The following is a 25757-nucleotide window of genomic DNA, read 5'->3' as shown; positions in this document are numbered from 1 at the left end:
AAGCACTAATGCCTGACTTACTCATTGCGCGAGTACAAAACCACCGCAGCCCTGAGCTTCCCGCGCCCAAACCGGCACATCTTCTCGAACTCGCCATGACTTACCGGCACATGCTGGCAGTCCATGGGCTGACGATGCTGGCTGTGATCAACATCCGGATCATGCAGATACACAAAATCCGCATCGCAATCCGTCACCACCACCCAGTGCGGTGACTTGGATCGGGTCAGGCGATAGCTGCTGATCAACACCAGTGGCTGTCCACCCGCGTCCAGCAAACGCGGCAAATCCAGTGGCGCACCGATCACACACTCAACGTCGCTCTGGTCCAGTTGCTCAGTGAACTCCTCATGCACCAGACGCATGACGTCTTTTTTATGCTCATCGCGTACACCATCGAGAAACAACGGCCCCGCCAGACTCAGTTGCAGACGTACCCGAAAACCCCGCCGCCATGCCGCGAGTGCCAATCCCTGCGGACTGCATCCGCCATGGCCGGAGGTCATGAACACCGTGGTCGCTTCGCGCCAGATTTGCAGTTCTTCGCGGCGCTCCAGTAAGCGCGAAGGCTGCAACGCACCCATGGCCATCAACAGACAGGCCGGGCCACAGGTGAAGTCGGTGGTCTGCGCATACCACGGCACCTTGATGCTGCGAGAGTCCCGATGCTGAAGAATGCGTTTCTCCAGACGCAGTGCATCGGCGTGGTCTTCGTAGTAATCATGAATCAGCGCAAAACGCCGGTAACCGTTGCGTTCGTACAGGGCGATAGCGGCAGGGTTGTCAGTACGCACCTCCAGGCGCAGATAGGCACAATCGTGTTCGAGTGCGCAGGTTTCCATGTGCTGCAGTAATTGCTTGCCCAACCCTGTGCCGCGCGCCTGGGCAGCAATGGCGATGGAATACAACCGCGCCAGGGACGTGCCGCGATGAAACAACACCAGCGCGTACCCCAGCAATTGACCATCCCGTTCGGCGACCAGTAACTGCGCATGCGCCCGAGTGATCATCCACTGGAAACTGCGAGGGGTGAGTCGATCTGTGGTGAAACATTGCATTTCCAATGCCAGCAATGCCGGCAAGTCTTCAACTACCGCCAAACGAAAAACAGCACTCATATGACCACCGTAAAAGTTGCGTAACGAAACGGGACTTTCGAAAAACTTCGTGCTTAATAGAAATGGTCTTGTTCTCCAACGGATCAATCTCTATGTCAGCGGTACAGGGTCATTGGCGCGAAGTATCCGAGCAAAGTTTGCCGGCGGCAACTTATTTAAATTCAGCGGTCAGAACTTCCAGTCAAGTGCTGATCATTGTCGAACGCAAGGAAGACTGGGCGTCGTATTTTCCCAGCGAGGACATCGTCACGGCGCAGGAATACCTTGAGCAAACCCGTGACAACGAGTCGGGCAAGCGCGTGCAGGTGATCAACCTGTGCCGCAGCTACAAGTACCTGGGCCACGGTTATTACTGCTCGCTGCTGGCCGAAGCCCGAGGGCACAAGGTGATTCCATCGGTGCGCACCATCAGCGAACTGACCAAGAAATCACTCTACGGACTGGCGCTGGACGATCTCGATAAAACATTGGAAAAAGCCCTCAGTCATCACCTCTACAGTGATACCGAAGGATTCACCCTGACACTTTATTTCGGCAGAACGCACATCGAGCCATTACAGGATTTGGCCCGTCAATTGTTTGAAGTGTTCCCTTGTCCGATTTTGTTAGTTGAGTTTCGCCGAACTAACGGTTGGCACATCGAAGGAATAAAATCCGGCGCGTTGCACAAGTTGCGCGACGATCAGGAGGACCAGTTCGCCAATGCACTGGACGGCTTCAGCCGTAAAGTCTGGCGCATGCCACGCTCCCGGCAAGTGGCGCGCTACGACCTGGCGATTCTGCACGATCCGCAAGAGGCGTTGCCGCCGTCAAACAGCAAGGCTCTGGAGAATTTCGTCAGGGTCGGCAAGACCATGGGCATCGATGTCGAACTGATCGAGCGCAAGGATTATGCGCGGCTGGCCGAGTACGACGGCCTGTTGATCCGCGAAACCACCAGCGTCGACAACCACACCTACCGCTTCGCCAAGAAGGCCGAAAGCGAAGGCTTGGTGGTGATGGACGACCCGGCCTCGATTCTGCGCTGCACCAACAAGGTCTACCTCACCGACCTGCTCAACAGCCATCAACTGGGCATGCCCGCCACCGAAATCCTCTACAAAGAGCGACCCGAAGACTTCGAGCGGGTCGGCGAACGCCTGGGGTTTCCTTTGGTGCTGAAGATTCCCGATGGCTGTTTTTCGCGCGGTGTGATCAAGGTGGAAAGCCAGCAGGCGCTGCTCGAAGCCACAGCGCAGTTGTTCGAACATTCGGTGCTGTTGCTGGCCCAGGAGTTTTTCTACACCGAGTACGACTGGCGCATCGGCGTGCTCAACCGCAAACCGATCTTCGCGTGCCAGTACTTCATGTCCAAGGGTCACTGGCAGATCTACAACCACAAAGCCAAGGGCCAGGACGTCAACGGCGAATGCCGGACACTGGCGATCCACGAGGCACCACGCGCGGTGGTGGAACTGGCCGTGAAGACCGCCAATCTGATCGGCGACGGTCTCTATGGCGTCGACCTGAAACAGGCCGGCGATAAAGTGGTGGTGATCGAGGTCAACGACAACCCCAACCTCGACGCCGGGATCGAAGACGCTTATTTGCAGGACGATCTGTATTCACTGGTGCTGGAAGAGTTTGTGCGGCGGCTGGAGCTGAAACGTCGCGGCCAGGCCTGGTGACACGCCGATGATCAGCAGTTTTGCCCTGAGCCACGGCGCCTTGCAGCGGGTCGAACGGCTGGACGCCGAGGTGATGCTGTTCAGCAACCCTGACGCCGCCGAGCGCGACTTGCTGCGCAGTCATTTCAAAGTCGATGAACACGCATTGGCCTCGGCGCTGGACCCGGACGAGGTGTCGCGGATCGAGTTTCATCCGGATCATTTGTTCCTGATCTGGAAACGCCCGGAAAACTATTCCGGTGGCGGCAGTCTGGCCTTCGAAGTGTCATCCTGCGGTTTGCTGTTCGCGCCGGGGCAATTGCTGGTGATCGCCACCGACGATACGCCGCTGCACGGCCTTGGCACGCGGCAGCCGCTAAACACGCCGCTGGATGTGTTGCTGGATTTGCTCTTCAACAATATCCATCACTACCTCGGGCACTTGAAGGTGATCAAACTGGTCGCCCGCGAGTTGCAGCAAAAATTCAACGCCTCGATGCAAAACCAGCATCTGGTGCAGATGTTCAACCTCAGTGAAAGCCTGATCTATTACATCAATGCCCTGCACAGCAACGGCGCCGTGTTGACGCGCTTGCGTAACCACGCCGAGAAACAGCACTTCGGCAGCGAAGCGATCGGATTGATCGACGACCTGATCATCGAAAACAACCAGTGCTACAAACAGGCGGAGATTTACTCGACGGTGTTTTCCGGGCTGATCGATGCGCGTGGCAACCTGATGAACAACAGCATGAACAACCTGCTGCGCAAGCTGACGTTGATCAACGTGGTGTTTCTACCGTTGAACCTGATCGCGAGCATTGGCGGCATGTCGGAGTTCAGCATGATGACGGCGGGGACGCCGTGGTGGGTTTCCTATCCGCTGTTTTTGGCGGTGATGCTGTTGGGGGCAGGGGGGATGTTGTTTGGGCTTCGGCGTCTGGCTCGATGATAGGTGGTGATTGAGCCGACGCCATCGCGGGCAAGCCCGCCCCCACAAAGGGAATGCATTTCAACGTGTGGGAGCGAGCCTGCTCGCGAAGAGGCCGGCATTGGCAAAGCAAAACTCAAGACAGTCCCGCATTTGGCCGAACCGCCGCCGTGATGCCTTGTTATAGTTCGGGCCTCATTTTCAGCCCGGTAAAGGATCACTGCCATGACTCAATACACCGCCTTCAGTGTCGAACTGGCCGACAACATCGCCCATGTTCAGATCAATCGTCCGGAAAAGATCAACTCGATGAACGCCGCGTTCTGGAGCGAGATCGTCGAGATTTTCCAATGGATCGATGACACTGACGAAGTCCGTGTGGTGGTCCTGAGCGGTAACGGCAAACATTTCTCCTCGGGTATCGACCTGATGATGCTCGCCGGCGTCGCCAATGAGCTGGGCAAGGACGTCGGTCGCAACGCGCGCCTGCTGCGCAAAAAGATTCTGACCCTGCAAGCTTCGTTCAATGCCGTCGATAACTGCCGCAAACCGGTGCTGGCGGCGATTCAAGGTTACTGCCTGGGCGGCGCAATCGATCTGATCGCCGCGTGCGACATGCGTTACGCCGCCGAAGACGCGCAATTCTCGATCAAGGAAATCGACATCGGCATGGCCGCCGATGTTGGCACATTGCAACGGTTGCCACGGATCATCGGTGACGGCATGCTGCGTGAACTGGCTTACACCGGTCGCACCTTTGGTGCGGAAGAGGCGCGCAGCATCGGCCTGGTCAATCGCGTGTACAGCGACAAGGACGTGCTGCTCGAAGGCGTCTTTGATATCGCTCGCGACATCGCCGGCAAATCGCCGATTGCGGTCACCGGCACCAAGGAAATGATCAGCTACATGCGCGACCATCGCATTGACGACGGCCTCGAATACGTTGCCACCTGGAACGCCGCCATGTTGCAATCCACCGACCTGCGCGTGGCCATGGCCGCCCATATGAGCAAACAGAAACCCGAATTTCTGGATTGAGAAACCATGACATCTCGCTGGACCACTGCAGTACTGGACACCGATCAACCGGGCGGCTGGGCCGTGGCGCGCAGCCCCGAAGGTTTTCTGTTCGATGACAACGGCGCGCTATTCCCACGGGAATGGCTCAAGCGTCAGGACTTGTCGATTCTTGCCGAACACGGCATCGGCCATCTCGATGGCGAGCCGGTGTATCTGCTGGAACTGCGCAGTGCCAGCGAGGTGCCGGGCTGCAATTGGAAAGGCCTGCGAGCGTTCATGCTCGATGGCGATCACACGATTTACAAAGTGCTCGGCTACGCCGCGCAAATTGGCACCTGGGCGCGTGAGCATCGCTTTTGCGGCAACTGCGGGCAGGCCATGACCCAGGTGCCGCGCGAGCGGGCGATGTATTGCCAGCCGTGTGATTTGCGCAGTTATCCGCGTATCTCGCCAAGCATGATTGTGTTGGTGACCCGTGGTGACGAGATTCTGTTGGCGCGTTCGCCGCGCTTCGTCACTGGTGTCTACAGCACGCTGGCCGGGTTCGCCGAGCCGGGCGAATCGGCGGAAGACTGCCTGATTCGTGAAGTGCGCGAAGAAGTGCAGATCGAGGTGAAGAACATTCAATACCTGGGCAGCCAGTGCTGGCCGTTCCCGCATTCGATGATGCTCGGTTTCCATGCCGAGTACGCTGGTGGCGAGATTGTCTGTCAGGAAGACGAGATCGAAGACGCCCAGTGGTTCAACGTGCACGACCTGCCGCCGTTGCCGGCGTCCAAGTCGATTGCCCGTTATCTGATCGACGTCTACGTGGCGCGGCGCTTAGGCCACGCTGAACCAGTGCTGCCAGGCTAGGCGCACGGTCAGGCCCAGCACCACGGTGATGAACACTGGACGAATGAACTTGGCGCCACCGCTGATCGCGGTGCGCGCGCCGAAGAACGCGCCGACCATCACCGACAGGCCCATGCTCAGGCCGATGATCCAGTCTACCTGCCCGGAAAACACGAACACCGACAGCGCCGCAATGTTGCTGACGAAGTTCATGCTGCGCGCCACACCGCTGGCCTTGACCAGGTCGATCGGGTAGAGCAACAGGCTGCTGACCGTCCAGAACGCGCCTGTGCCGGGGCCGGCCACGCCATCATAAAAACCAAGGCTGAAGCCTTGGGTCGATTGCCATTTCTTTTTGATCGGCGCGTCGCTGTCCAGCGGCGCTTTTGGCGTGCCGCCGAACAGCAGATACAGGCCACAGGCGAAGACGATCACCGGGAGCATTTTGTTCAGCCATTCTGCTGGCAGGTAATGCGCAACGATGGCGCCGGTCAGTGCGCCAACCAGTGTGCCGACAATCGCGTGGACCCATTGCCGTGGATGGAACAGCTTGCGTCGGTAGAACGTGAAACTGGCGGTGGCCGAGCCGAAGGTCGAGCTCAGTTTGTTGGTGCCCAGCACCAGGTGCGGCGGCAGGCCGGCCGTCAGCAGCGCCGGCGTGGTCAACAAACCACCACCGCCAGCGATGGCGTCAATGAAACCGGCAATGAAAGCGACAAGGGCCAGAATGGCCAGGGTGGTCAGGTCAACGCTGAGTTCGAAAGGCATGGAATCGACTGGCATGGCAGGACGGGAAGGGGCGCCATCATAGCCCGTAACACCTGTCCTAGCGACTCGGATCAGCACAACGCATGGCACCCGGGGAGAACTTACGCCGCCATCAAAAACTGCACATTATCAATGAAGTAAGGGCCTTTGTTGCCGAATGGATCATTGGGAATCCCGAAGTGAACATCCACCTGAGCAAAACCCGGCGGGATAACGCCTTCAAGATTGATCCGCTGTTTTTTTGGATCGACGTAGGCCTGTTCGAACCAGACCTCAGCGGTGCCGTCATTGCCGTGGGTGGCCCAAACCGTATAAGTCAGGAATGCATTAAGCAGGGGGTTATCGACTTTTTCGCGGCCCTCGATGTGGAACCGGCGATGCGCGCTGTTCTCCAGCGGGACGGCGTCGGGAGCCTGCACATCGAAACTGAAGATGAATCGTCCGGGCGAGACCGTAAATGTTTCGCTCGCCAGATTCTGCCCCGAGCTTCTGCCTCCGACCATCCGCGCGGCATGACTGGATTGCCATAGCTCTACCGACATTGGCGTGTCGTAGGCTTTGGCTATCCAGTGTGTGAAGTCTCCGCTACTGAAATCGCCATTGTGAATGTGATTGTGCATTGCCATGTTGAAACCTCGATGCCATGGGATGGAAGCTGTTCGTCGCGCGGACGGCGCGACGTACAAGCCCATGGTTCGACAAATCCGCGTGGGTGCCAACTGTCATAAATGACAGTTTTTAATCACCATTGGCGATAGCGGTGGCACGAAACCAAGAATTCGCGCATATGGCAAAGGACTTCAACCGATGCGGCTGGCCAACGCCCGTTCCATCCGCGCAATGCCTTCCTCCAGCAGTGAGCGCGGGCAACCAAAGTTCAGGCGCACGAATTGCTGACTCTGATCGCCGAAATCGCTACCGGCGCTCAAACCGACTTTGGCCTGCTCAAGGAAAAACTGCTGCGGATTACCCAGGTCCAGCGCCGAACAATCGAGCCAGGCCAAGTAAGTCCCCTGTGGCACCTGGATGCTCACGCCGGGCAAGCGACTGCGCACCGCTTCAACCAGATAGTCGCGGTTGGCTTGCAGATAGGTTTTCAGTTCGGCCAGCCACGGTCCTGCTTCGCTGTAAGCCACGCGGGTGGCTTCCATGCCCAACGGATTGACGCTGTCGACCATGCCGCAACGAGCATGGTTGACGCGCTCGCGCAGGGCGGCGTCCTGGATGATCATGAACGAAGTCTTGAGGCCCGCGATGTTGTACGCCTTGCTCGCCGACATCAGGGTGATGGTGCGCCGGGCGATTTCCGGGCTCAGGGACGCCGTGGGAATATGCACGCGACCGTCGAAGCACAGCTCGGCATGGATTTCGTCGGAGATGATCCACGCGTCTTGCGCCACGCAGATATCGGCCACGGCTTGCAACTCCTCACGGCCGAACACTTTGCCGATCGGGTTGTGCGGGTTGCTCAGCAGCAGCGCGCCACCGCCGTTCAGCGAGTCGCGCAACACGTCCAGCGGCGTGGCGTAGGTGCCGTCAGCCTGCGCGACGAATTCCAGTTCGACTTTGTTCAAGCCCCAGTGGCCCGGCGCGTGACGCAGCGGCGGATAGTTCGGCACCTGCACCACAACATTCTGCTGTGGCTGCACCAAGGCTTTGAGCGCCATGTTGAAGCCCGACTCGACACCCGGCAGGAAGATCAGCTCCTGCGGTTTGACCTTCCAGGCGAACTTGTTCCAGAGGTCGGCGACGATGGCCTCACGCAGATTTTCCTGAGGCACGCTGTAACCCACCAGCGGATGCAGCAGGCGCTGTTGCAAAGCCTCGATCACCACCGGTGGCGCAGCGAAATCCATATCAGCGACCCACATCGGCAACACATCGGCCGGGTAACGGCTCCACTTGGTGCTGCCGGTGTTGTGGCGGTCGAATACCTGATCAAAATCGAAAGTCATGCGCGGTCTCGTGAAGGCGGGATTGGTCCTGCCGGGCATTCTAAGCCCACGGCCCGGTGGGAGCACACAAAACCTGTGGGAGCTGGCTTGCCAGCGAAAGCTTCGGCACATCCAACAATGAAGGTGACTGGCCCACCGCTATCGCTGGCAAGCCAGCTCCCACAGGGGGGCGCGGTTGTCCGTGAGAGTGCCGACAAACGGCCGACGGTCGGTTTTCACACGGATTGTGGGGTCTTTGTCTACAGTGAAAAAGTCGGCACTCGTCTGCCGCAACCATGATTGTCCAGAAAAAGCCCGGCCCCAGTACCGGGTTCCACCTGATCAGGAGTGCACGATGGATCTCAGCCGTCGTCAGTTCTTCAAGGTCGCCGGTATCGGCCTTGCAGGCTCTAGCCTGGGCGCGTTGGGCATGGCCCCGACGCTGGCCTTCGCCGAGCAGGTGCGCCACTTCAAGCTTGCCCACACCCATGAAACCCGCAACACCTGCCCGTATTGCTCGGTCGGGTGCGGCTTGATCATGTACAGCCAGGGCGATACCGCGAAGAACGTAGCGCAAAGCATCATTCACATCGAGGGCGACGCCGACCACCCGGTCAACCGCGGGACCCTCTGCCCGAAAGGCGCAGGTCTGCTCGACTTCATTCACAGCCCGGGCCGTTTGCTCTACCCGCAAACGCGCAAGCCCGGCAGCAGCGAATGGACGCGGATCAGTTGGGACGAAGCGCTCGACCGCATCGTCGATCTGATGAAAACCGACCGCGACGCCAACTTCATCGAGAAAAATGCCAACGGGCAAACGGTGAATCGCTGGGTTTCCAGTGGATTCCTCGCGGCGTCGGCAGCGTCCAACGAAGCCGGATACATCACCCAGAAGGTGATTCGCAGTCTCGGCATGCTGGGGTTCGATAACCAGGCGCGTGTCTGACACGGCCCGACGGTGGCAAGTCTTGCCCCGACGTACGGCCGTGGTGCCATGACCAATACCTGGACCGATATCGCCAACGCGAATCTGATCCTGGTGATGGGTGGCAACGCAGCAGAAGCGCATCCGTGCGGCTTCAAATGGGTTACCGAGGCCAAGGCGCACAACGCCGCGCGGCTGATCGTGGTCGATCCGCGTTTTACCCGGACCGCGTCCGTGGCCGACTATTACGCGCCGATCCGCACCGGTACCGACATCGCCTTCATGGGCGGTTTGATCAATTACCTGCTGACCGAGGACAAGATCCAGCACGAGTACGTGCGCAATTACACCGACGTGTCGTTCATCGTCAAAGAAGGCTATGGCTTCGAAGACGGCATCTTCAGCGGCTACGACGCGGCCAAGCGCAGCTACACCGACAAATCCGGCTGGGGTTACGAGTTGGGCGAGGACGGCTTCGCCACTGTCGACCCGACGCTGCAACACCCGCGCTGCGTCTATCAACTGATGAAGCAGCATTACAGCCGCTACAACATCGAACTGGCGAGCCAGATATGCGGCATGCCGGTCGATGCCATGCAAAAAATCTGGGACGAAATCGCCACTTGCTCGACACCGGGCAAAACCATGACGATTCTCTACGCGCTGGGCTGGACGCAGCATTCGATCGGCGCGCAGATCATTCGCAGTGCGGCGATGGTGCAACTGTTGCTGGGCAACGTCGGCATGCCGGGCGGGGGCGTGAATGCCTTGCGCGGGCATTCGAACATTCAGGGCCTGACCGACCTTGGCCTGCTGTCCAACGCACTGCCGGGCTACCTGACACTGGCCAGCGACAATGAGCAGGATTACCACGCCTTTATTACCAAACGCACGCAAGTGCCGCTGCGTCCGGGACAACTCTCTTACTGGCAGAACTACAGCAAATTCCACGTCAGCCTGATGAAGTCGTGGTACGGCGCCAACGCCACCGTCGAGAACAATTGGTGCTACGACCATTTGCCGAAACTCGACATCCCCAACTACGACGTCCTGAAGATGTTCGACCTGATGAGCCAGGGCAAGGTCAACGGCTACTTCTGCCAAGGCTTCAACCCGATTGCTGCGTTACCGGACAAGAACCGCGTGATGGGCGCTCTGGCCAAACTCAAATGGCTGGTGGTGATGGATCCGCTGGCCACCGAAACCTCGGAGTTCTGGCACAACGTCGGGCCATACAACGATGTGAAAAGCGAGGAGATCCAGACCGAAGTCATTCGCCTGCCGACCACTTGCTTTGCCGAGGAAGACGGTTCGCTGGTCAACAGCAGCCGCTGGTTGCAATGGCACTGGAAAGGCGCAGATGGCCCGGGCGAAGCACAAACCGACATCCGCATCATGGCCGAACTGTTCCTGCGCCTGCGCAAGCGTTATCAGGCCGAGGGCGGCAAGTTCCCCGATCCGCTGCTGAAACTGTCATGGCCGTACAAAGTCCCGGACGAGCCTTCGCCCGAGGAGCTGGCCAAGGAACTCAATGGCAACGCCACCAGCGATTTCACCGACGCCAGCGGCGCGGTGATCAAGGGCGGTTCACAACTGGCCGGGTTCGCCCAGCTCAAGGACGACGGCAGCACCGCGTCAGGATGCTGGATATTTGCCGGCAGTTGGACCGAGGCCGGCAATCAGATGGCCCGACGCGATAATTCCGATCCGTACAACATGCACCAGCATCAAGGCTGGGCATGGGCCTGGCCGGCCAACCGGCGGATTCTCTACAACCGCGCTTCGGCGGACGCCGCGGGTAAACCATGGGATCCGAAAAAGCGCCTCGTATGGTGGAACGGCAAGGCCTGGGGCGGCACCGACGTGCCGGACTACAAGGCCGACGTGCCGCCGGAAGCCGGGATGAACCCGTTCATCATGAACCCCGAAGGCGTGGCGCGCTTCTTCGCCGTCGACAAGATGAACGAGGGGCCATTCCCCGAGCACTACGAGCCGTTCGAAACGCCGATCGGCATCAACCCGCTGCACCCGCAAAACAAGAAAGCCACCAGCAACCCGGCGGCGCGGATCTTCGATTCGGTCTGGGAAACCCTCGGCGAGGCCAAGGACTTCCCGTATGCGGGCACCAGTTACCGGCTGACCGAGCATTTCCACTTCTGGAGCAAGCACTGCAAGTTGAACGCGATTGCTCAGCCCGAGCAGTTTGTCGAGATCGGCGAAGTGCTGGCGAAAGAGAAGGGCATCGCCGCCGGTGATCGTGTGCGCGTCACTTGCAAGCGCGGCTTTATCGAAGCAGTGGCGGTGGTGACCAAACGGATTCGGCCACTGCAGGTCAACGGCCAGGTCGTGCATCAGATCGGCATCCCGCTGCACTGGGGCTTCACCGGCCTGACGCGTCACGGCTATCTGACCAACACCCTGGTGCCGTTCCTCGGCGATGGCAATACACAGACCCCGGAATCCAAGTCATTCCTGGTCAACGTGGAGAAACTATAAATGGCCAGCCAAGACATCATTGCCCGCTCGGCCACCACCACGGTGCCGCCATCGGTGAGGAATCAGGAGGCGGTGGCCAAGCTGATCGACACCACCAAATGCATTGGCTGCAAGGCCTGCCAGGTCGCCTGTTCGGAATGGAACGAGTTGCGCGACGAGGTCGGCCACAACCACGGCACCTACGACAATCCGCAGGATTTGAGCGCAGAAACCTGGACGCTGATGCGCTTTACCGAGCACGAAACCGACGCCGGCAACCTCGAATGGCTGATCCGCAAGGACGGCTGCATGCACTGCGCCGAGCCCGGCTGCCTGGCGGCGTGCCCGAGCCCTGGCGCGATCATCAAGCACGCCAACGGCATCGTCGATTTCGATCAGGATCACTGCATCGGCTGCGGCTATTGCATCACTGGGTGCCCGTTCAACATTCCGCGCATTTCGCAGAAAGACCACAAGGCCTACAAATGCACCTTGTGTTCAGATCGCGTCGCGGTGGGGCTGGAGCCGGCCTGCGTGAAAACCTGCCCGACCGGCGCCATCGTTTTCGGCACCAAGGAAGACATGAAGGAACACGCCGCCGAACGCATCGTCGACCTAAAAAGCCGTGGCTTTGAAAACGCCGGTTTGTACGATCCTGCAGGTGTCGGCGGCACGCATGTGATGTACGTGCTGCACCACGCCGACACGCCGAAAATCTACGCCAATCTGCCGCAGGACCCGGCCATCAGTCCGCTGGTGGGCTTGTGGAAAGGCATCAGCAAACCCTTGGGCCTGCTGGCCATGGGCGCGGCGGTGCTGGCCGGGTTCTTCCATTACGTGCGCATCGGGCCCAATCGCGTCGAGGAAGATGAGCACCCGACGCCGCCCGACACTTCGGTGCAGGTCGTCGATCCGGCGGTGCACACCTTCGATCCACGCGGGGAGGACCGGCCATGAGCAACAAGACAATCCTGCGTTACACCGCCAACCAGCGCACCAATCACTGGCTGGTGGCGATCCTGTTTTTCATGGCCGGGCTGTCGGGGCTGGCGTTGTTTCACCCGTCGATGTTCTGGCTGACCCACCTGTTCGGTGGCGGGCCGTGGACGCGGATTCTGCATCCGTTCATGGGCGTGGTGATGTTTGTGTTGTTCCTCGGCCTGGTGTTCAGGTTCTGGCGCTCGAACTTCTTTATCGGTAATGACTGGAAGTGGCTGCGGCGCATCGACCGGGTGCTGGTCAACGACGAGGAAACCGTGCCGCCGGTAGGCAAATACAACGCCGGGCAAAAGCTGCTGTTCTGGACTTTACTGCTGTGCACGCTCGGTTTGCTGTTCACCGGGCTGGTGATCTGGCGCGCCTATTTCAGTGCGTACTTCGGTATCACCGTGATCCGCTGGGCGATGCTGCTGCATGCACTGGCCGGGTTTGTGCTGATCCTCAGCATCATCATCCATATCTACGCCGGGCTGTGGATCAAGGGTTCGGTGGACGCGATGTTGCATGGCTGGGTCAGCCGCGCCTGGGCGAAAAAACACCACGAACTCTGGTACCGCGACATCACCCGCGACGAACGCAATCCGGACGTGCCGGAGCGACCGATCACCAAAAAGGGCTGACCTTTGGCGACTATTCTTGAACCCGGAGAAATCGAGGCGGCGGCCAGTTCGCCGCCGTTTCTGCATCTGCCACCGCATAATTTGTTCACCTTGCGCGCGCAACGCCTCGAGCAACTGGCCGACGGGCATCCGCTGGCCGAGTATCTGCGCTTGATTGCCGGGTTGTGTCGGGTTCAGCAGCAAGTGCTGGACGATCCGCCGTCAACAGAAGCTGTCGATCAACAACGGCTTGAGTTGTGCCAGCAACACGGTTTGCCGCCGTTCGCTGCCGATACTCTGATCCGCGAAGATGACTGGCAAGCCTGGCTGGAGGCTTTGCTGCAACGCTACTCACCGCCCGAGCAACCCGCCGTGGTGGATGCGATTACCACTTTGAGCACCGCCAGTGCCGGACAATTGCGCGCCTGGGCCGTGGCGCTGGTCAGTGGTCAATACTCGCTGGTGCCGGCGGCGCTGGTGCCGTTTCTTGGCGCGGCGCTGCAAACAGCCTGGAGTCATTGGTTACTGAGTACGCCGAACCTGCAACTGACGCCCGGCAACAGCCTCAGCCAATGCCCGGCCTGCGGTTCGCCGGCCATGGCCGGGGTCATTCGCCATCGCGGCAAACACAACGGCTTGCGTTATCTGGTGTGTTCGCTGTGCGCCTGCGAATGGCATGTAGTGCGGGTCAAATGCGTGTATTGCGAATCGAGCAAAGGTCTTGATTACCTGAGCCTTGAGGACGATCGCCACGCGGCTAATCAGGCGCCGTTGCGCGCCGAGGTCTGTCCGGGCTGTAACAGCTACCTGAAATTGGTCTATCTGGAAAACGATGCCGACGCCGAGGCATTGTCGGCGGATCTCGGCAGTTTGCTGCTCGACATGCGCCTTGCTCAGGACGGTTATCAGCGCCTGGCGCCGAACTTGTTGCTGGCGCCGGGAGACGAATGACCAGAGCGTCTACACTCCCACAGGTTTGACGGTGTGCTGGGTCTGGACACCGGACAGTCTTTTGATTTCGGGAGTGGCTGATGTCTGCGAGCGGTGCCCTGCGGTTACCTTCCATTGATGGTTTGTTGCGTCATCCGGCGTGTCTGCCCTTACTCGAACGCCACGGGCGAGAATCGCTGCTGGCCGGTTTGCGCCAGTTGCTGGATGAACTGCGTTCCAGCGTATTGAGCGGGCAATTATCCGCCGTCGAAATCAGCCCCGAAGTCCTCGCCGGCCGCGTCGGTGAACGCCTCGCGCAGCAACGGCGCAGTCACGTGCGGCGGGTGTTCAACCTGACCGGCACGGTGCTGCACACCAATCTGGGCCGTGCCTTGCTGCCGGACGAAGCCATTGAAGCGGTACACATGGCCGCCCGTTACCCGCTCAATCTGGAATTCGATCTGGCCAGCGGCAAACGCGGTGATCGCGATGATTTGATCGAAGGCCTGATCCGCGAACTGACCGGCGCCGAAGCCGTCACCGTGGTCAACAACAATGCCGCCGCCGTGCTGCTGACGCTCAACAGCCTCGGCGTCCGCAAGGAAGGCATCATTTCCCGTGGCGAACTGATCGAGATCGGCGGCGCCTTTCGCATCCCCGACATCATGGCCCGCGCCGGTGTACGTCTGCATGAGGTCGGCACCACCAACCGCACCCATGCCCGAGATTACGAAGCGGCGATCAGCCCGCGCAGCGGTTTGATCATGCGCGTGCATGCGAGCAATTACAGCATCGAAGGGTTTACCGCGCGCGTGCCGACAGCGGAACTGGCCGAGTTGGCCCACCGTCATGACTTGCCGCTGTTGGAGGATCTGGGCAGTGGCAGTTTGCTGGACTTGACCCGTTGGGGTTTGCCGGCGGAGCCGACGGTGCGGCAGGCGCTGCTCGATGGCGCGGACATCGTCACCTTCAGCGGCGACAAACTGCTCGGCGGGCCGCAAGCCGGGTTGATCGTTGGGCGCAAAGAGCTGATCGCGAAGATCAAGAAGAATCCGCTGAAACGGGCGTTGCGGGTGGACAAGCTGACCTTGGCAGCGTTGGAAGCGGTGCTCGGTCTGTACCGCGATCCGGATCGACTGGCCGAGCGTTTGCCGAGTTTGCGCCTGCTGACCCGACCGCAAGCCGACATCTTCGCCCAGGCTTCGCGGTTGCAACCGGCGCTGACTGAAGTGTTGGGCTCGGTTTGGCAGGTCAGCGCAGTCGAGGCCTTGGGCATGATCGGCAGCGGCAGCCAACCCGTGGCGCGCTTGCCGAGCGCAGCACTGTGTTGTCGCCCGCAAGTCTCGAAACGCTTGCGCGGGCGTTATTTGCTGAGTCTGGAAGCAGCGCTGCGTGCCTTGCCGATCCCGGTACTCGGACGCATTGATGACGATGCGCTGTGGCTGGATCTGCGCCAACTCGACGATGAACCGGCGTGGCTCGGGCAATTGCCCCACTTGCAGGTCAATCCGTGATCGTCGGTACCGCCGGGCACATCGACCACGGCAAGACCTCGCTGCTGCAAGCCCTGACCGGGCAAACCGGCGACCGCCGCCCACAGGAACGTGAGCGCGGGATGACCATCGATCTCGGTTATCTCTACGCCGAACTTGAACCGGGCGTGGGCCTCACCGGGTTTATCGACGTCCCCGGCCACGAGAAATTCACCCACAACATGCTCGCCGGTGCGCAAGGCATCGATCTGGTGTTGCTGGTGGTCGCGGCGGATGACGGCGTGATGCCGCAAACCCGTGAGCATCTGGCGATTGTCGAACTGCTGGGCATTCCTCGTGCATTGGTCGCGATCACCAAGTGTGATCGGGTCGAGGCGGGCAGGGTGATGGCGGTGCGCGAGCAGATCACCGATTTACTGGCGCCGGGGCCATTCGCCAAAGCACCGATAGTGGCGGTGTCGAGTGTCAGCGGGCAGGGCATCGATGAGCTGCGTGCGGCGTTGTCGCACACGCAAAACCAAGTGCATGAGCGCAGTCGCGCAGGGGGCTTTCGTCTGGCCATCGACCGCGCCTTCAGCGTGGCCGGTGCGGGGATTGTGGTCACCGGCACGGCACTGTCCGGCGTGGTCACGGTGGGCGACAAACTGGCACTCGGGCCGTCGGGGAAAACGGTGCGGGTGCGCGGCCTGCATGCGCAGAATCAAACTGCTGAACAAGCCTGCGCCGGGCAACGCGTGGCCCTCAATCTCAGTGGTGAACGTCTTGAGTTGGCACAGATCCATCGCGGCCAATGGCTGTTGTCGGAATGGCTGCATGCGCCGACGCAACGAATCGACATCGACTTTCAATTGTTGCCCGGCGAACGCGCCTTCGAACACTTTCACCCGGTGCACCTGCATCTCGGCACGCAGGACGTGATCGCCCGCGTCGCGTTGCTCGAAGGTTCACGCCTGCACCCTGGCGAGCGCATGTTCGCGCAACTGCTGATCAACGCCCCGGTGCACGCGGTGAAGGGGGATCGGCTAATCCTGCGCGACCAGAGCGCGCAACGCACGCTCGGCGGCGGACAGGTGCTCGACCCGTTCGCTCCGGCCAGGCATCGGCGCAGCCCTGAACGTCTGGCGCAACTGCAAGCGCTGGCGCTCAATCAGACGTTCGAGCACGCCTTGCCGCTGCTGCTCAACCACAGCGCGGCGGGGCTCGGTCCGTTGCGCCTGGAACGCCAGTTCAATCACCCGCGCGTCGATTGGTCATTGCCGCAAAACGTACGGCTAATCGACACCCGCCAAGGCCCGCTGCTGTTCAACGTGCAGCGTTGGGGCATGCTCAAATTCACTTTGCTGGAACAACTGGCGCGCCTGCATGAACTGGAGCCCGACCAAATGGGCCCGGACCGCGACCGCCTGCGGCGTTTCAGTGCGCTGCCGCTGGAGCGCTCGACGTTCATCAGCCTGCTCGATGAGTTGCTCGCCGCCGGCTCGATCAACGCCAGTGGGCCGTGGCTGCACCTTCCGGATCACCAGGTACGCTTGAGCGCTGCTGACGAAATCCTCTGGCAACAACTGCAACCGCTGTTCGAACAGGCCGGCTTCGACCCGCCATGGGTTCGCGATCTGGCTAAAGCTGTCGGGGAAGAAGACGCCAATGTGCGTCTGCTGCTGCGCAAACTGGCGCGTCTGGGCCTGACCCACCAAGTGGTGCGCGATCTGTTTGTCACCGACATCGTCCTGCGGCAAATGGCTGCGATGCTCCTGCAACTGGCGCAGGAAAATCCGCAGATCCAGGTGACAAGCGTGCGCGATGCGCTAGGCTTGGGACGCAAACGCTGTATTCAGTTCCTCGAATACTTCGACCGCCTCGGCCTGACCCGACGCCTCGGCGAACACCGACTGATTCGTCCCGACAGCGCGCTGGCCAACCCAGGCGCCCATTGAGTTAAAGGAAGGCAATCGCGCCCGGTGGCGCGGCCGGGCTTCAAACCCGGTTGGGGACGGCATCCGTTCCCGGGCAGGTTCGACTCCGGCTGCCTTCCGCCACATCAAAAGCGAAAGATGCCAGTTCCTTGCCGGGAGCCTGTGCGTAATAACGGGCGGTCAGAGGTTGCGCTGCGTGTCCATACGATCATGCAGTATGCGAATGATCGCAATTCCGTACGCCGTGATTCGGAAGTAAATCGTGTGTCGTTCAATACTGTAGCGTCGATAACCGGGACGTATAGCGTCACAGGCTGGCGCTGTTTTTGGGCGCTCGGTTAACTGCGCAAATGCGGTGGTAATGATATCAATGTAGCGACTGGCCTGATCTTGACCCCACTGACGTGCGGTATAACCCCAGATTGCTTCAAGGTCGCCTTCAGCCGCAGGCGTCAGTCGGTATTCAGCCATGCGCCGTCAACATTCGTTGCTTGAACGCAGCGGGATCGAATGGGCGAGGTTTTCCGCTGGATTCACCTTCCCGAAGAGCGGCCCGTACCGTCTCTAGCTCAGCATTGCGCTCTTGCTCACGACGAATCAAATCACGGATGTATTCACTGTCGTTGGTGTAGTGGCCCGCTTCTATCTGCGCTTTGATCCAGTTGTCTTGCTGGTCAGTCACGGTAATGGTTTTTCGCACGGTCCCCATGATCGGGCCTCCAGGAGAATGATCGACTGGCGTGGAAGCTATCATACTATTGGTGCTGTATCGAGCATTCAGCCTGCCTTCCGCCACATCAAAAGCAGAAGATTACTACCTTCTGCTGTGCCAGCCCGAAGGATGAACCGTCAGTCTTCCTTGCGTACGGTGGCCACTTCGTCGGCGCGTACTTTCACCTTGGCGCCGGAAATGTCTTCGAACTCATAGAAGCCATCCTTGGTTTTGGTCTCTGGCATGTCCTTGGTCAGGTACTGGGTGCCGTTCTGCAAGGTCACCACGGTCTGGGTCGAGCAACCACCCAATGCCAGCAGCGCGGCGACGGCCAAAGGAATACCCAATGTCTTGATTTTCATACCCACCTCAAATTCCTCTTTCCATGTGATACCGAGCATTGTCGGTGTTCTAACGCGATTGGTGCCATTGTGCCGGGAAAAGTTCGATGGCTCGGTGAAAAAATGCCATTGATCTTTTTCTGTTTGCGCCGGGTGGGGAAGAGCTGTTATCTGTACGCATAACCAGTACTCGCTCGCCATGGCCCTGAATTCCCGTGACTGCCAAACCCCTCGACGATCCGTTCTATTACCTTAACAACTTCCTGCAAGTCATTGATTGGCTTGAACTTCGTTATGCCGATGTGATGAACGAAACGGAGCAGGCGTTTATTGGCGACTTCAAAGCATTGCCTAAACCCTCGCAAGGTTTGCTGGTGCGGATGGTGATGCGCAAGGGCCTGCATTTTCGTGCGGGCAAGCTCATTTACCCGGAAATCGGCGATATCCCCCAGGCGGCACAGCCGTTGCTGGAACTCGGCTGGATCGACGAACACGCCCCCTTGGTGATCGCAGAGCTGTTCGACGTGTTGCTCAAGGCTGAAATCCTGCAAGCGTTCGGTGCCTTTATCGAGCAACCCAAGGGCCGCAAGGACGATTGGCTGCCAGTGCTGGCCGAAGCGTTTCCCCAGGCAAAAAGCCTGCGCGACTGGGCACCGCTGCTGCCCGATCGCCTGTTCAGCCTGACCATCATGGACCTGTGCGACCGTTTGCGTCTGATGTTCTTCGGTAATCTGTATCAGGACTGGTCGGAGTTCGTGCTCGCCGATCTCGGCATTTTCACCTACGAAAAAGTCGAGTTCTGTGCCGATTCCCGGGGCCTGCGCAGCCGTGAGGACGTCGACGCCTGCCTGTTCCTGCACCAATGCCAAATGCGCTTCGAGGCCGGCGAGCCGCTGGAAAGCATCGTTGAGCAAGTGAGCGCCTTGCATTTCGACAACCCGTGGCTGCAACGTCGACGCGGCAAGGTGTTGTTCCAGATCGGCCAATACTGCGAGCGTATCACCGAGTTTGCCCTGGCCCTGAGCATTTACCGGACCTGCGCCTATCCCGGCGCACGATTGCGGATGATCCGCGTGCTGGAGCGTTGCGGCGAATACAGCCTGGCACTGGAACTCGGCACGCTCGCCGAACAGGCACCGGAAAGCGCCACCGAACAGCAAGGCCTGCAACGCATCGTGCCCCGGCTGCGGCGCAAGCTCGGTGGCCCGCCGCTCAAGCGCGCGGTGGCAAAACCGGTCGAGCGACTGGATCTGCACCTGCCGCGCACCGATCCGGCGCTGTCGGTGGAGTTTCATGTGCAGGCACATCTGCACGCCGATGATGGCCCGGTGCATTACGTCGAAAACAGCCTGATCAATTCGTTGTTCGGTCTGTTGTGCTGGCCGGCTATTTTCGCGCCGTTGCCGGGGGCGTTCTTTCACCCGTTCCAGCGCGGTCCGGTGGATCTGCTCAACGAAGACTTCCAGCAACGCCGCGCCGAACGCTTCCAGGCTTGCCTCGGCGAGCTCGACGACGGCCGTTATGCCGACACCATCCGTGGCCGATTCGTCGAAAAATGGGGGGTGCAATCGCCGTTCGTGTTCTGGGGCGCGTTGAATGAAGACTTGTTGGAGCAAGCGCTGGCGTGCCTGCCCGCCGCACACCTCAAGCATTGGTTCAACCGCCTGCTGCTCGACATCAAGGCCAACCGCGCCGGGATGCCCGACCTGATCCAGTTCTGGCCGCAGCACAAAACCTACCGGATGATCGAAGTCAAAGGCCCGGGCGACCGCTTGCAGGACAACCAACTGCGCTGGCTGGAGTTCTGCCATCAGCATCAGATGCCAGTAGCCGTGTGCTATGTGCAATGGGCGGAGCAGAGCGCTTGAGCTACAGCATTGCAGTGCGAGCGTTGTGTGAGTTCACCGCCAAGACCGGTGACCTCGACTTGCGCTTCACGCCGTCCCCCACGGCAATTGAAGGCATTGCCGGCCATCGCACCGTGGCCTCGCGGCGCAATGACCAGTATCAGAGCGAAGTGGCGCTGGACGGCGAGTTCCGCCAATTGAAGGTCAAGGGCAGGGCGGATGGCTACGATCCGGCGCAGAACTGCCTTGAAGAAGTCAAAACCTACCGTGGCGATCTGAGCAAGCAGCCGGTCAATCACCGCCAGTTGCATTGGGCACAGGCGAAAGTCTACGGCTGGCTGATGTGCCGCAAACTCGATCTTCAGCAGATCAACGTGGCGCTGGTGTATTTCGATATCGTCAGCGAAAAGGAAACCTGTCTGGTCGAAGCGTTCAGCGTCGAGACCTTGCAGGTGTTTTTCGAGGCGCAATGCTCGTTGTTCCTGTATTGGGCCGAGCAGGAAATGGCCCATCGCGAGGCGCGCAATCGCGCCTCGCAGCAACTGACGTTCCCCCATGCAGACTTTCGTCCCGGCCAGCGCCATCTGGCCGAATCGGTGTTCAAGGCGGTGAGCACCGGGCGTTGCCTGATGGCGCAGGCGCCGACCGGCATCGGCAAGACCCTTGGCACGCTGTTCCCGATGCTCAAGGCCTTGGCGCCGCAGCAACTGGACAAGGTGTTCTTTCTCACCGCCAAGACCCCCGGGCGCAAACTGGCGCTGGATGCCAGTCAGGTGTTGTTCGATCAAGCGACCACGCTGCCCTTGCGGGTACTGGAGATGGTCGCCCGGGACAAGGCCTGCGAACACCCGGACAAGGCGTGCCACGGCGAGTCCTGTCCGTTGGCCCAAGGCTTCTATGATCGCCTGCCCGCCGCCCGTGAAGCGGCCAGCCGCGTCAACCTGCTCGATCAGGCGGCGATGCGTGACGTCGCCGCACAACACTCGGTGTGTCCGTATTACCTGAGTCAGGAAATGGCCCGCTGGGCAGACGTGGTGATCGCCGACTACAACTATTATTTCGACTTCAGCGCCTTGCTGTTCGGGCTCGCGCAGCTCAACCAGTGGAAGGTCGCGGTGTTGGCGGACGAAGCGCACAACCTGGTGGAACGCGGTCGGCAGATGTACAGCGCCAGCCTTGATCAGGCCACCCTCGGCGGCGTGCGCAAAACCGCGCCGCAAGCGCTGAAAAATTCGCTGCAACGGGTCAACCGGGAATGGAATGCACTACATGCACCGCAACTGGCGGCGTATCAGGCGTATGACAAGGCGCCGGAAAAACTGCTCCAGGCGATTTCCCTGTGTTGCGCCGCGATCGGCGATTACCTCAACGACCATCCGCAAGGCCTCGACAGTGGCCTGCAGAATTTCTATTTCGACCTGCTGCAATTCGGTCGGGTGGCGGAGCTGTACGACGAGCACTATCTGTTCGACATCAGCAAACGCGACCTCGACCGCAAGCGTCCGCTGTCGCAACTGTGCCTGCGCAATGTGGTACCGGCCGCGTTCATTGGCCCGCGTCTGAAAGCTGCGCGCAGCAGCGTGCTGTTTTCCGCGACACTCAGCCCGCGCCACTATTACGCTGACTTGCTGGGCACGCCGGCCGACACGGTGTGGATCGACGTTGAATCGCCGTTCAGTGCCGAGCAGTTACAAGTGCAGATCGTCAGCCGCATTTCGACGCGTTTCAACCATCGACAGGCGTCGCTCGAACCTATCGTCGAGTTGATCGCCCGTCAGTTCAGCGAACGGCCGGGCAACTATCTGGCGTTCTTCAGCAGTTTCGATTACTTGCAGCAAGTGGCGACTTTGCTGGCCGAGCGCCATCCGCACATCACCCTGTGGCAGCAATCACGGGGCATGCTCGAAGGGGCGCGGCAGGCGTTTCTCGATCAGTTCACCGCCGACAGCCAGGGCGTCGGCTTCGCAGTGTTGGGCGGAGCGTTCGGTGAAGGTATCGATTTGCCCGGCGCACGCTTGATCGGCGCCTTCATCGCCACGCTGGGGCTGGCGCAACTCAACCCGGTCAACGAACAGCTGAAGCGACGCATGGCGGCGATATTCGGCGCCGGTTACGACTACACCTATCTGTATCCCGGTGTGCAGAAAGTGGTGCAGGCCGCCGGGCGGGTGATCCGCACCCGCGAAGATCGCGGCGTGGTCATGCTGATCGATGACCGCTTTGCCGAGAGCCGGATAAAACAATTGCTGCCGCGCTGGTGGGCAATCAATAACGAAGCAGCTTCCCAATTGGCCGGATTGCCGCATACTTCTGCTCATGACAACGGCTGGTGAGAGTGATGAGCGAAAACAACAAGACCGCAGCGATCGAGAACATGCGTTTCAGGCTGTTGATCGATGCGGTTGTCGACTATGCGATCTACATGATCGACCCCGACGGCATCATCACCAGTTGGAACTCCGGCGCCAAGCGCTTCAAGGGGTATGAAGAGGCGGAAATTCTCGGCGAGCATTTTTCGCGCTTTTATACCGCTGACGATCGTGCGGCGGGGCTGCCGCAACGGGCGCTCGACACGGCGATCCGCGAGGGTCGATTCGAAGGCGAGGGCTGGCGGGTACGTAAGGACGGCACCAATTTCTGGTCGCATGTGGTGATCGATCCGATCATCGACCCCGACGGCAAGTTGCTGGGTTTCGCCAAGATCACCCGCGACCTCACCGATCGCAAGATGGCCGAAGAAACCCTCAAGCAAAGCGAGCAGCAGTTCCGCCTGCTGGTGCAGGGCGTTACCGACTACGCAATCTACATGCTCAGCCCCGAAGGCCGCGTCAGTAACTGGAATCAGGGCGCACAACGGATCAAGGGCTATCTGCCAGAAGAGATCATCGGCCAGCATTTTTCGGTGTTCTACACCCCCGAGGACCGTGAACTCGGCGAGCCGCAACGGGCCTTGGCGATCGCCACCAAAGAGGGCCGTTTCGAGAACAGGAGCTGGCGTGTACGCAAGGACGGCACACGGTTTCTCGCGCACGTGGTGGTTGATGCGATTCGCGGAGAGACCGGCACCTTGCTCGGTTTTGCCAAGATCACCCGCGACGTGACCGAAGCCCATCAAGCCCAACTGGCCCTGGAAAAGACCCGCGAGGCATTGGCCCAGGCGCAGAAGATGCAGGCCATCGGTCAGCTCAGCGGCGGGATCGCCCATGACTTCAACAATCTGCTGACGGTGATTCTCGGCAACTTGGAGATTGTGCAGAAGCGCGTTGGCGACGACCCGAAAATCACCCGTCTGCTGGAAAACGCCACCCAAGGCGCAATGCGCGGCGTTTCGCTGACCCAGCGTATGCTGGCGTTCGCCCGCCGCCAGGAGCTCAAGACCGAATCGGTCGATATCCCGCAACTGGTGCAAGGCATCACCGGGCTGTTGCGCAGTTCAATGGGTCCGGGGGTTCGTATCGACACGCACTTTCCTGCCGACCTTGAACCGGTACTGGCAGATACCAACCAACTGGAACTGGCGTTGCTCAACCTCGCCACCAACGCCCGCGATGCGATGCCCGAGGGTGGCACGGTGACGATCACCGCTCAGCCGGAGGTCGTGCTTGAGCTGGGTCATTCGGAACTGGCGGCGGGGCGTTACGTCTGCCTGAGCCTGACTGACAGCGGGGAGGGCATGGACGCGCAAACACTGGCCTCGGCCCGTGATCCGTTTTTTACCACCAAAGGTGTGGGCAAAGGCACCGGGCTAGGGTTGTCGATGGTCCATGGTTTCATCGAACAACTGGGTGGTCGCTTCATCCTCAAAAGCGAAAAAGGTCACGGCACCACGGCAGAACTGTGGATACCGGTGGCCGTCGAGGGCGCCGCCGTCAAACCTTTCTACCCACCTGCCGCACCGATTGCGGTGCCACGCCTCAGCGTGCTGGTGGTGGACGACGACTCGCTGGTGATGACCAGCACCAGTCTGCTGCTCGAAGACCTCGGCCATCGTGTAATCGGTGCGACGTCGGGCACCCAGGCGCTGGCATTGTTCGATCAGGGCGAGGTCATCGACCTGATGATTACCGACATGGCCATGCCGCACATGAGCGGCGCGCAACTGGCGCACGCGGTGCGCCTGCTTAAACCGGACCTGCCGATCATCCTCGCCACCGGTTACGCCGAACGTCTGGAAGGCTTTGGCGCGCAACTGCCGCGACTGCCCAAACCGTTCACGCAGTTGAACCTGGTGGAGATCATTGCCCACGCGATGAAATGACGGTGTGCACATCCGGCTGAACTAGTGCGCAGCAGGGGGCTTCTAAACGTTTTTCCTGCCCCGGAGCGTGCGTCTCGTGCCTCGCATATTGACCCAGCCAACCGCTGAAGAAATACAGACCGAACATGACGCGAAGATGTTCGGTTCGCCCAAGGAACGACTGGATTTCTATCGCCGGGAGATCCAGTACGAAACCAGCATCCTCGCCAATCGCACCGACGCCTATCTGGCGGCGCAGTCGTTTCTGGTGATCGCATTCGCGTCATGCATGTCCAACCTCAACCCCGAATGGGGCAAGCTGTTTACGCTGGTGGTGCCACCGTTTCTGGCGCTGCTCGGGCTGCTCAGCTCGCTCAATGCCTGGCCGGGCATTCGTGCGGCGTATGACATCATCGATCACTGGCACTTCAAGCAGAGTCATTTGCTCCTCAGCGAGCCATTGATGGGCCTGGCCTATGACGAGTCGCCGCTGTTCAGCGAGATGGAATCGAGCCACAAGGGTTATCGCAAGTCGCTGCTGTTTTCGGTGCGCACGCCTTGGATCTTTGCGACGTTCTGGGTGTTGCTGGGGAGTTATGCGGTGTTTATTCAGGTGACCAATCCGGGCGGATGAACACCCGACGAAAAAGCCAAAAATCAAAAGCCCCTCACCCCAGCCCTCTGGGAGAGGGCTAGGGTGAGGGGCTCTTCTGCTCTTAATCTGCAGTCTCAAGCTGCCGCCGCAAGCCCTGCGAGTTCTGCACCGACATCGGGATCGGCGGAAAATCCTCGTTCAGCACACACAAATGCTCGATCGCGTCGGCAAATTTCACATCGGCCTTACCACGTAATGCGCGGTAGTGCTCAAACTGTTCGTGATCCAGTTGCCCGGATTCGAGCAGCTCATGTGCCGCTCGATTCAGCGCCTGCGCTTCTTCGAACAATTGACGATTGCGTTCCAGGGCCAAAGCCCTGCAAGCCTTGATTTGCGCAGGAGTCGAGCATTCTTTCATGACCGTGACCTTACTGTTCAAG

The 25757-nt window shown here is 60.0% G+C and carries 22 protein-coding genes and 1 tRNA gene; 15 read left to right on the top strand and 8 right to left on the bottom strand.

Annotation, left to right across the window (positions count from 1 at the left end; all coding sequences use genetic code 11):
• Nucleotides 1–17: 17 nt before the first annotated feature.
• Nucleotides 18–1118 carry a ribosomal protein S18-alanine N-acetyltransferase gene (gene rimI, locus KI231_RS14940; protein WP_212808906.1) on the bottom strand — a complete coding sequence of 367 codons (1101 nt, stop codon included), beginning with the start codon at nt 1116–1118 and terminating at the stop codon, nt 18–20.
• Between the two features lie 92 nt (nt 1119–1210).
• Between rimI and KI231_RS14935 the strand changes: the two genes are divergently transcribed.
• The 4 genes from KI231_RS14935 (at nt 1211) to nudC (ending at nt 5570) form a co-directional block, all read left to right on the top strand.
• Complete coding sequence (locus tag KI231_RS14935; protein ID WP_249412033.1) at nt 1211–2785, top strand: RimK family ATP-grasp domain-containing protein; 1575 nt, start codon at nt 1211–1213, stop codon at nt 2783–2785.
• A gap of 7 nt (nt 2786–2792) precedes the next feature.
• On the top strand, nt 2793–3716 hold the full coding sequence (locus tag KI231_RS14930) for a magnesium transporter CorA family protein (RefSeq protein ID WP_212808905.1): 924 nt from the start codon (nt 2793–2795) through the stop codon (nt 3714–3716).
• Between the two features lie 204 nt (nt 3717–3920).
• Complete coding sequence (locus KI231_RS14925) at nt 3921–4733, top strand: crotonase/enoyl-CoA hydratase family protein (protein ID WP_212808904.1); 813 nt, start codon at nt 3921–3923, stop codon at nt 4731–4733.
• 6 nt (nt 4734–4739) lie between these two features.
• Entirely contained in the window at nt 4740–5570 is an 831-nt protein-coding gene (gene nudC, locus KI231_RS14920) for an NAD(+) diphosphatase (RefSeq protein WP_212808903.1), read from the top strand.
• Here the strand turns inward: nudC and KI231_RS14915 are convergent.
• From KI231_RS14915 to KI231_RS14905, 3 genes are all read right to left on the bottom strand, one after another.
• Nucleotides 5538–6317, bottom strand: a complete 780-nt coding sequence (locus tag KI231_RS14915; RefSeq protein WP_103302453.1) for a TSUP family transporter — start codon at nt 6315–6317, stop codon at nt 5538–5540. The two genes, nudC and KI231_RS14915, sit on opposite strands and share 33 nt — an antisense overlap.
• A gap of 101 nt (nt 6318–6418) precedes the next feature.
• Nucleotides 6419–6943: a carbohydrate binding domain-containing protein gene (locus KI231_RS14910; protein WP_212808902.1), complete on the bottom strand. Its 525-nt coding sequence runs from the start codon at nt 6941–6943 to the stop codon at nt 6419–6421.
• Between the two features lie 174 nt (nt 6944–7117).
• A complete protein-coding gene (locus KI231_RS14905; RefSeq protein ID WP_212808901.1) occupies nt 7118–8272 on the bottom strand; it encodes a MalY/PatB family protein in 1155 nt (384 codons plus the stop codon).
• A 334-nt stretch (nt 8273–8606) separates the two neighbouring features.
• On the opposite strand from KI231_RS14905, the gene fdnG reads away from it, so the two are divergent.
• The 7 genes from fdnG to KI231_RS14870 all read left to right on the top strand — a co-directional run bounded on the left by fdnG (nt 8607) and on the right by KI231_RS14870 (nt 17708).
• Nucleotides 8607–11672, top strand: a complete 3066-nt coding sequence (gene fdnG, locus KI231_RS14900; RefSeq protein WP_212808900.1) for a formate dehydrogenase-N subunit alpha — start codon at nt 8607–8609, stop codon at nt 11670–11672.
• Complete coding sequence (gene fdxH / locus KI231_RS14895; protein ID WP_212808899.1) at nt 11673–12608, top strand: formate dehydrogenase subunit beta; 936 nt, start codon at nt 11673–11675, stop codon at nt 12606–12608.
• Nucleotides 12605–13270: a formate dehydrogenase subunit gamma gene (locus KI231_RS14890; protein WP_212808898.1), complete on the top strand. Its 666-nt coding sequence runs from the start codon at nt 12605–12607 to the stop codon at nt 13268–13270. Before fdxH ends, KI231_RS14890 begins: the two co-directional genes overlap by 4 nt.
• Before the next feature lie 3 nt (nt 13271–13273).
• Nucleotides 13274–14200: a formate dehydrogenase accessory protein FdhE gene (gene fdhE / locus KI231_RS14885; RefSeq protein ID WP_212808897.1), complete on the top strand. Its 927-nt coding sequence runs from the start codon at nt 13274–13276 to the stop codon at nt 14198–14200.
• 80 nt (nt 14201–14280) lie between these two features.
• On the top strand, nt 14281–15693 hold the full coding sequence (selA, locus tag KI231_RS14880; protein ID WP_212808896.1) for an L-seryl-tRNA(Sec) selenium transferase: 1413 nt from the start codon (nt 14281–14283) through the stop codon (nt 15691–15693).
• Entirely contained in the window at nt 15690–17606 is a 1917-nt protein-coding gene (selB, locus tag KI231_RS14875) for a selenocysteine-specific translation elongation factor (RefSeq protein WP_212808895.1), read from the top strand. The genes selA and selB overlap by 4 nt, the downstream gene beginning before the upstream one ends.
• 6 nt (nt 17607–17612) lie before the next feature.
• Nucleotides 17613–17708, top strand: a tRNA-Sec gene (locus KI231_RS14870).
• A 57-nt stretch (nt 17709–17765) separates the two neighbouring features.
• Here KI231_RS14870 and KI231_RS14865 read toward each other — a convergent pair.
• The 3 genes from KI231_RS14865 to KI231_RS14855 all read right to left on the bottom strand — a co-directional run bounded on the left by KI231_RS14865 (nt 17766) and on the right by KI231_RS14855 (nt 18659).
• A complete protein-coding gene (locus KI231_RS14865; protein WP_212808894.1) occupies nt 17766–18056 on the bottom strand; it encodes a type II toxin-antitoxin system RelE/ParE family toxin in 291 nt (96 codons plus the stop codon).
• A complete protein-coding gene (locus KI231_RS14860; protein ID WP_212808893.1) occupies nt 18049–18294 on the bottom strand; it encodes a type II toxin-antitoxin system ParD family antitoxin in 246 nt (81 codons plus the stop codon). Before KI231_RS14860 ends, KI231_RS14865 begins: the two co-directional genes overlap by 8 nt.
• Before the next feature lie 140 nt (nt 18295–18434).
• On the bottom strand, nt 18435–18659 hold the full coding sequence (locus KI231_RS14855) for a YgdI/YgdR family lipoprotein (RefSeq protein ID WP_103302452.1): 225 nt from the start codon (nt 18657–18659) through the stop codon (nt 18435–18437).
• A 194-nt stretch (nt 18660–18853) separates the two neighbouring features.
• Between KI231_RS14855 and KI231_RS14850 the strand changes: the two genes are divergently transcribed.
• The 4 genes from KI231_RS14850 (at nt 18854) to KI231_RS14835 (ending at nt 25356) form a co-directional block, all read left to right on the top strand.
• Nucleotides 18854–20506, top strand: a complete 1653-nt coding sequence (locus KI231_RS14850) for a VRR-NUC domain-containing protein (RefSeq protein WP_212808892.1) — start codon at nt 18854–18856, stop codon at nt 20504–20506.
• Entirely contained in the window at nt 20503–22818 is a 2316-nt protein-coding gene (locus KI231_RS14845) for an ATP-dependent DNA helicase (RefSeq protein ID WP_212808891.1), read from the top strand. The genes KI231_RS14850 and KI231_RS14845 overlap by 4 nt, the downstream gene beginning before the upstream one ends.
• Before the next feature lie 5 nt (nt 22819–22823).
• Nucleotides 22824–24743 carry a hybrid sensor histidine kinase/response regulator gene (locus tag KI231_RS14840; protein WP_212808890.1) on the top strand — a complete coding sequence of 640 codons (1920 nt, stop codon included), beginning with the start codon at nt 22824–22826 and terminating at the stop codon, nt 24741–24743.
• A gap of 76 nt (nt 24744–24819) precedes the next feature.
• Entirely contained in the window at nt 24820–25356 is a 537-nt protein-coding gene (locus tag KI231_RS14835) for a hypothetical protein (RefSeq protein ID WP_212808889.1), read from the top strand.
• 82 nt (nt 25357–25438) lie between these two features.
• Here the strand turns inward: KI231_RS14835 and KI231_RS14830 are convergent, their stop codons facing one another.
• The gene (locus KI231_RS14830) at nt 25439–25735 is read right to left on the bottom strand and encodes a hypothetical protein (RefSeq protein ID WP_103302050.1); all 297 of its coding nucleotides are present in this window, start codon (nt 25733–25735) and stop codon (nt 25439–25441) included.
• Nucleotides 25736–25757 lie beyond the last annotated feature (22 nt).

Origin of the sequence: Pseudomonas sp. Seg1 (assembly GCF_018326005.1) — a bacterium.
Taxonomy (GTDB): domain Bacteria; phylum Pseudomonadota; class Gammaproteobacteria; order Pseudomonadales; family Pseudomonadaceae; genus Aquipseudomonas.
This window is presented reverse-complemented; position numbering and strand designations above follow the sequence as displayed.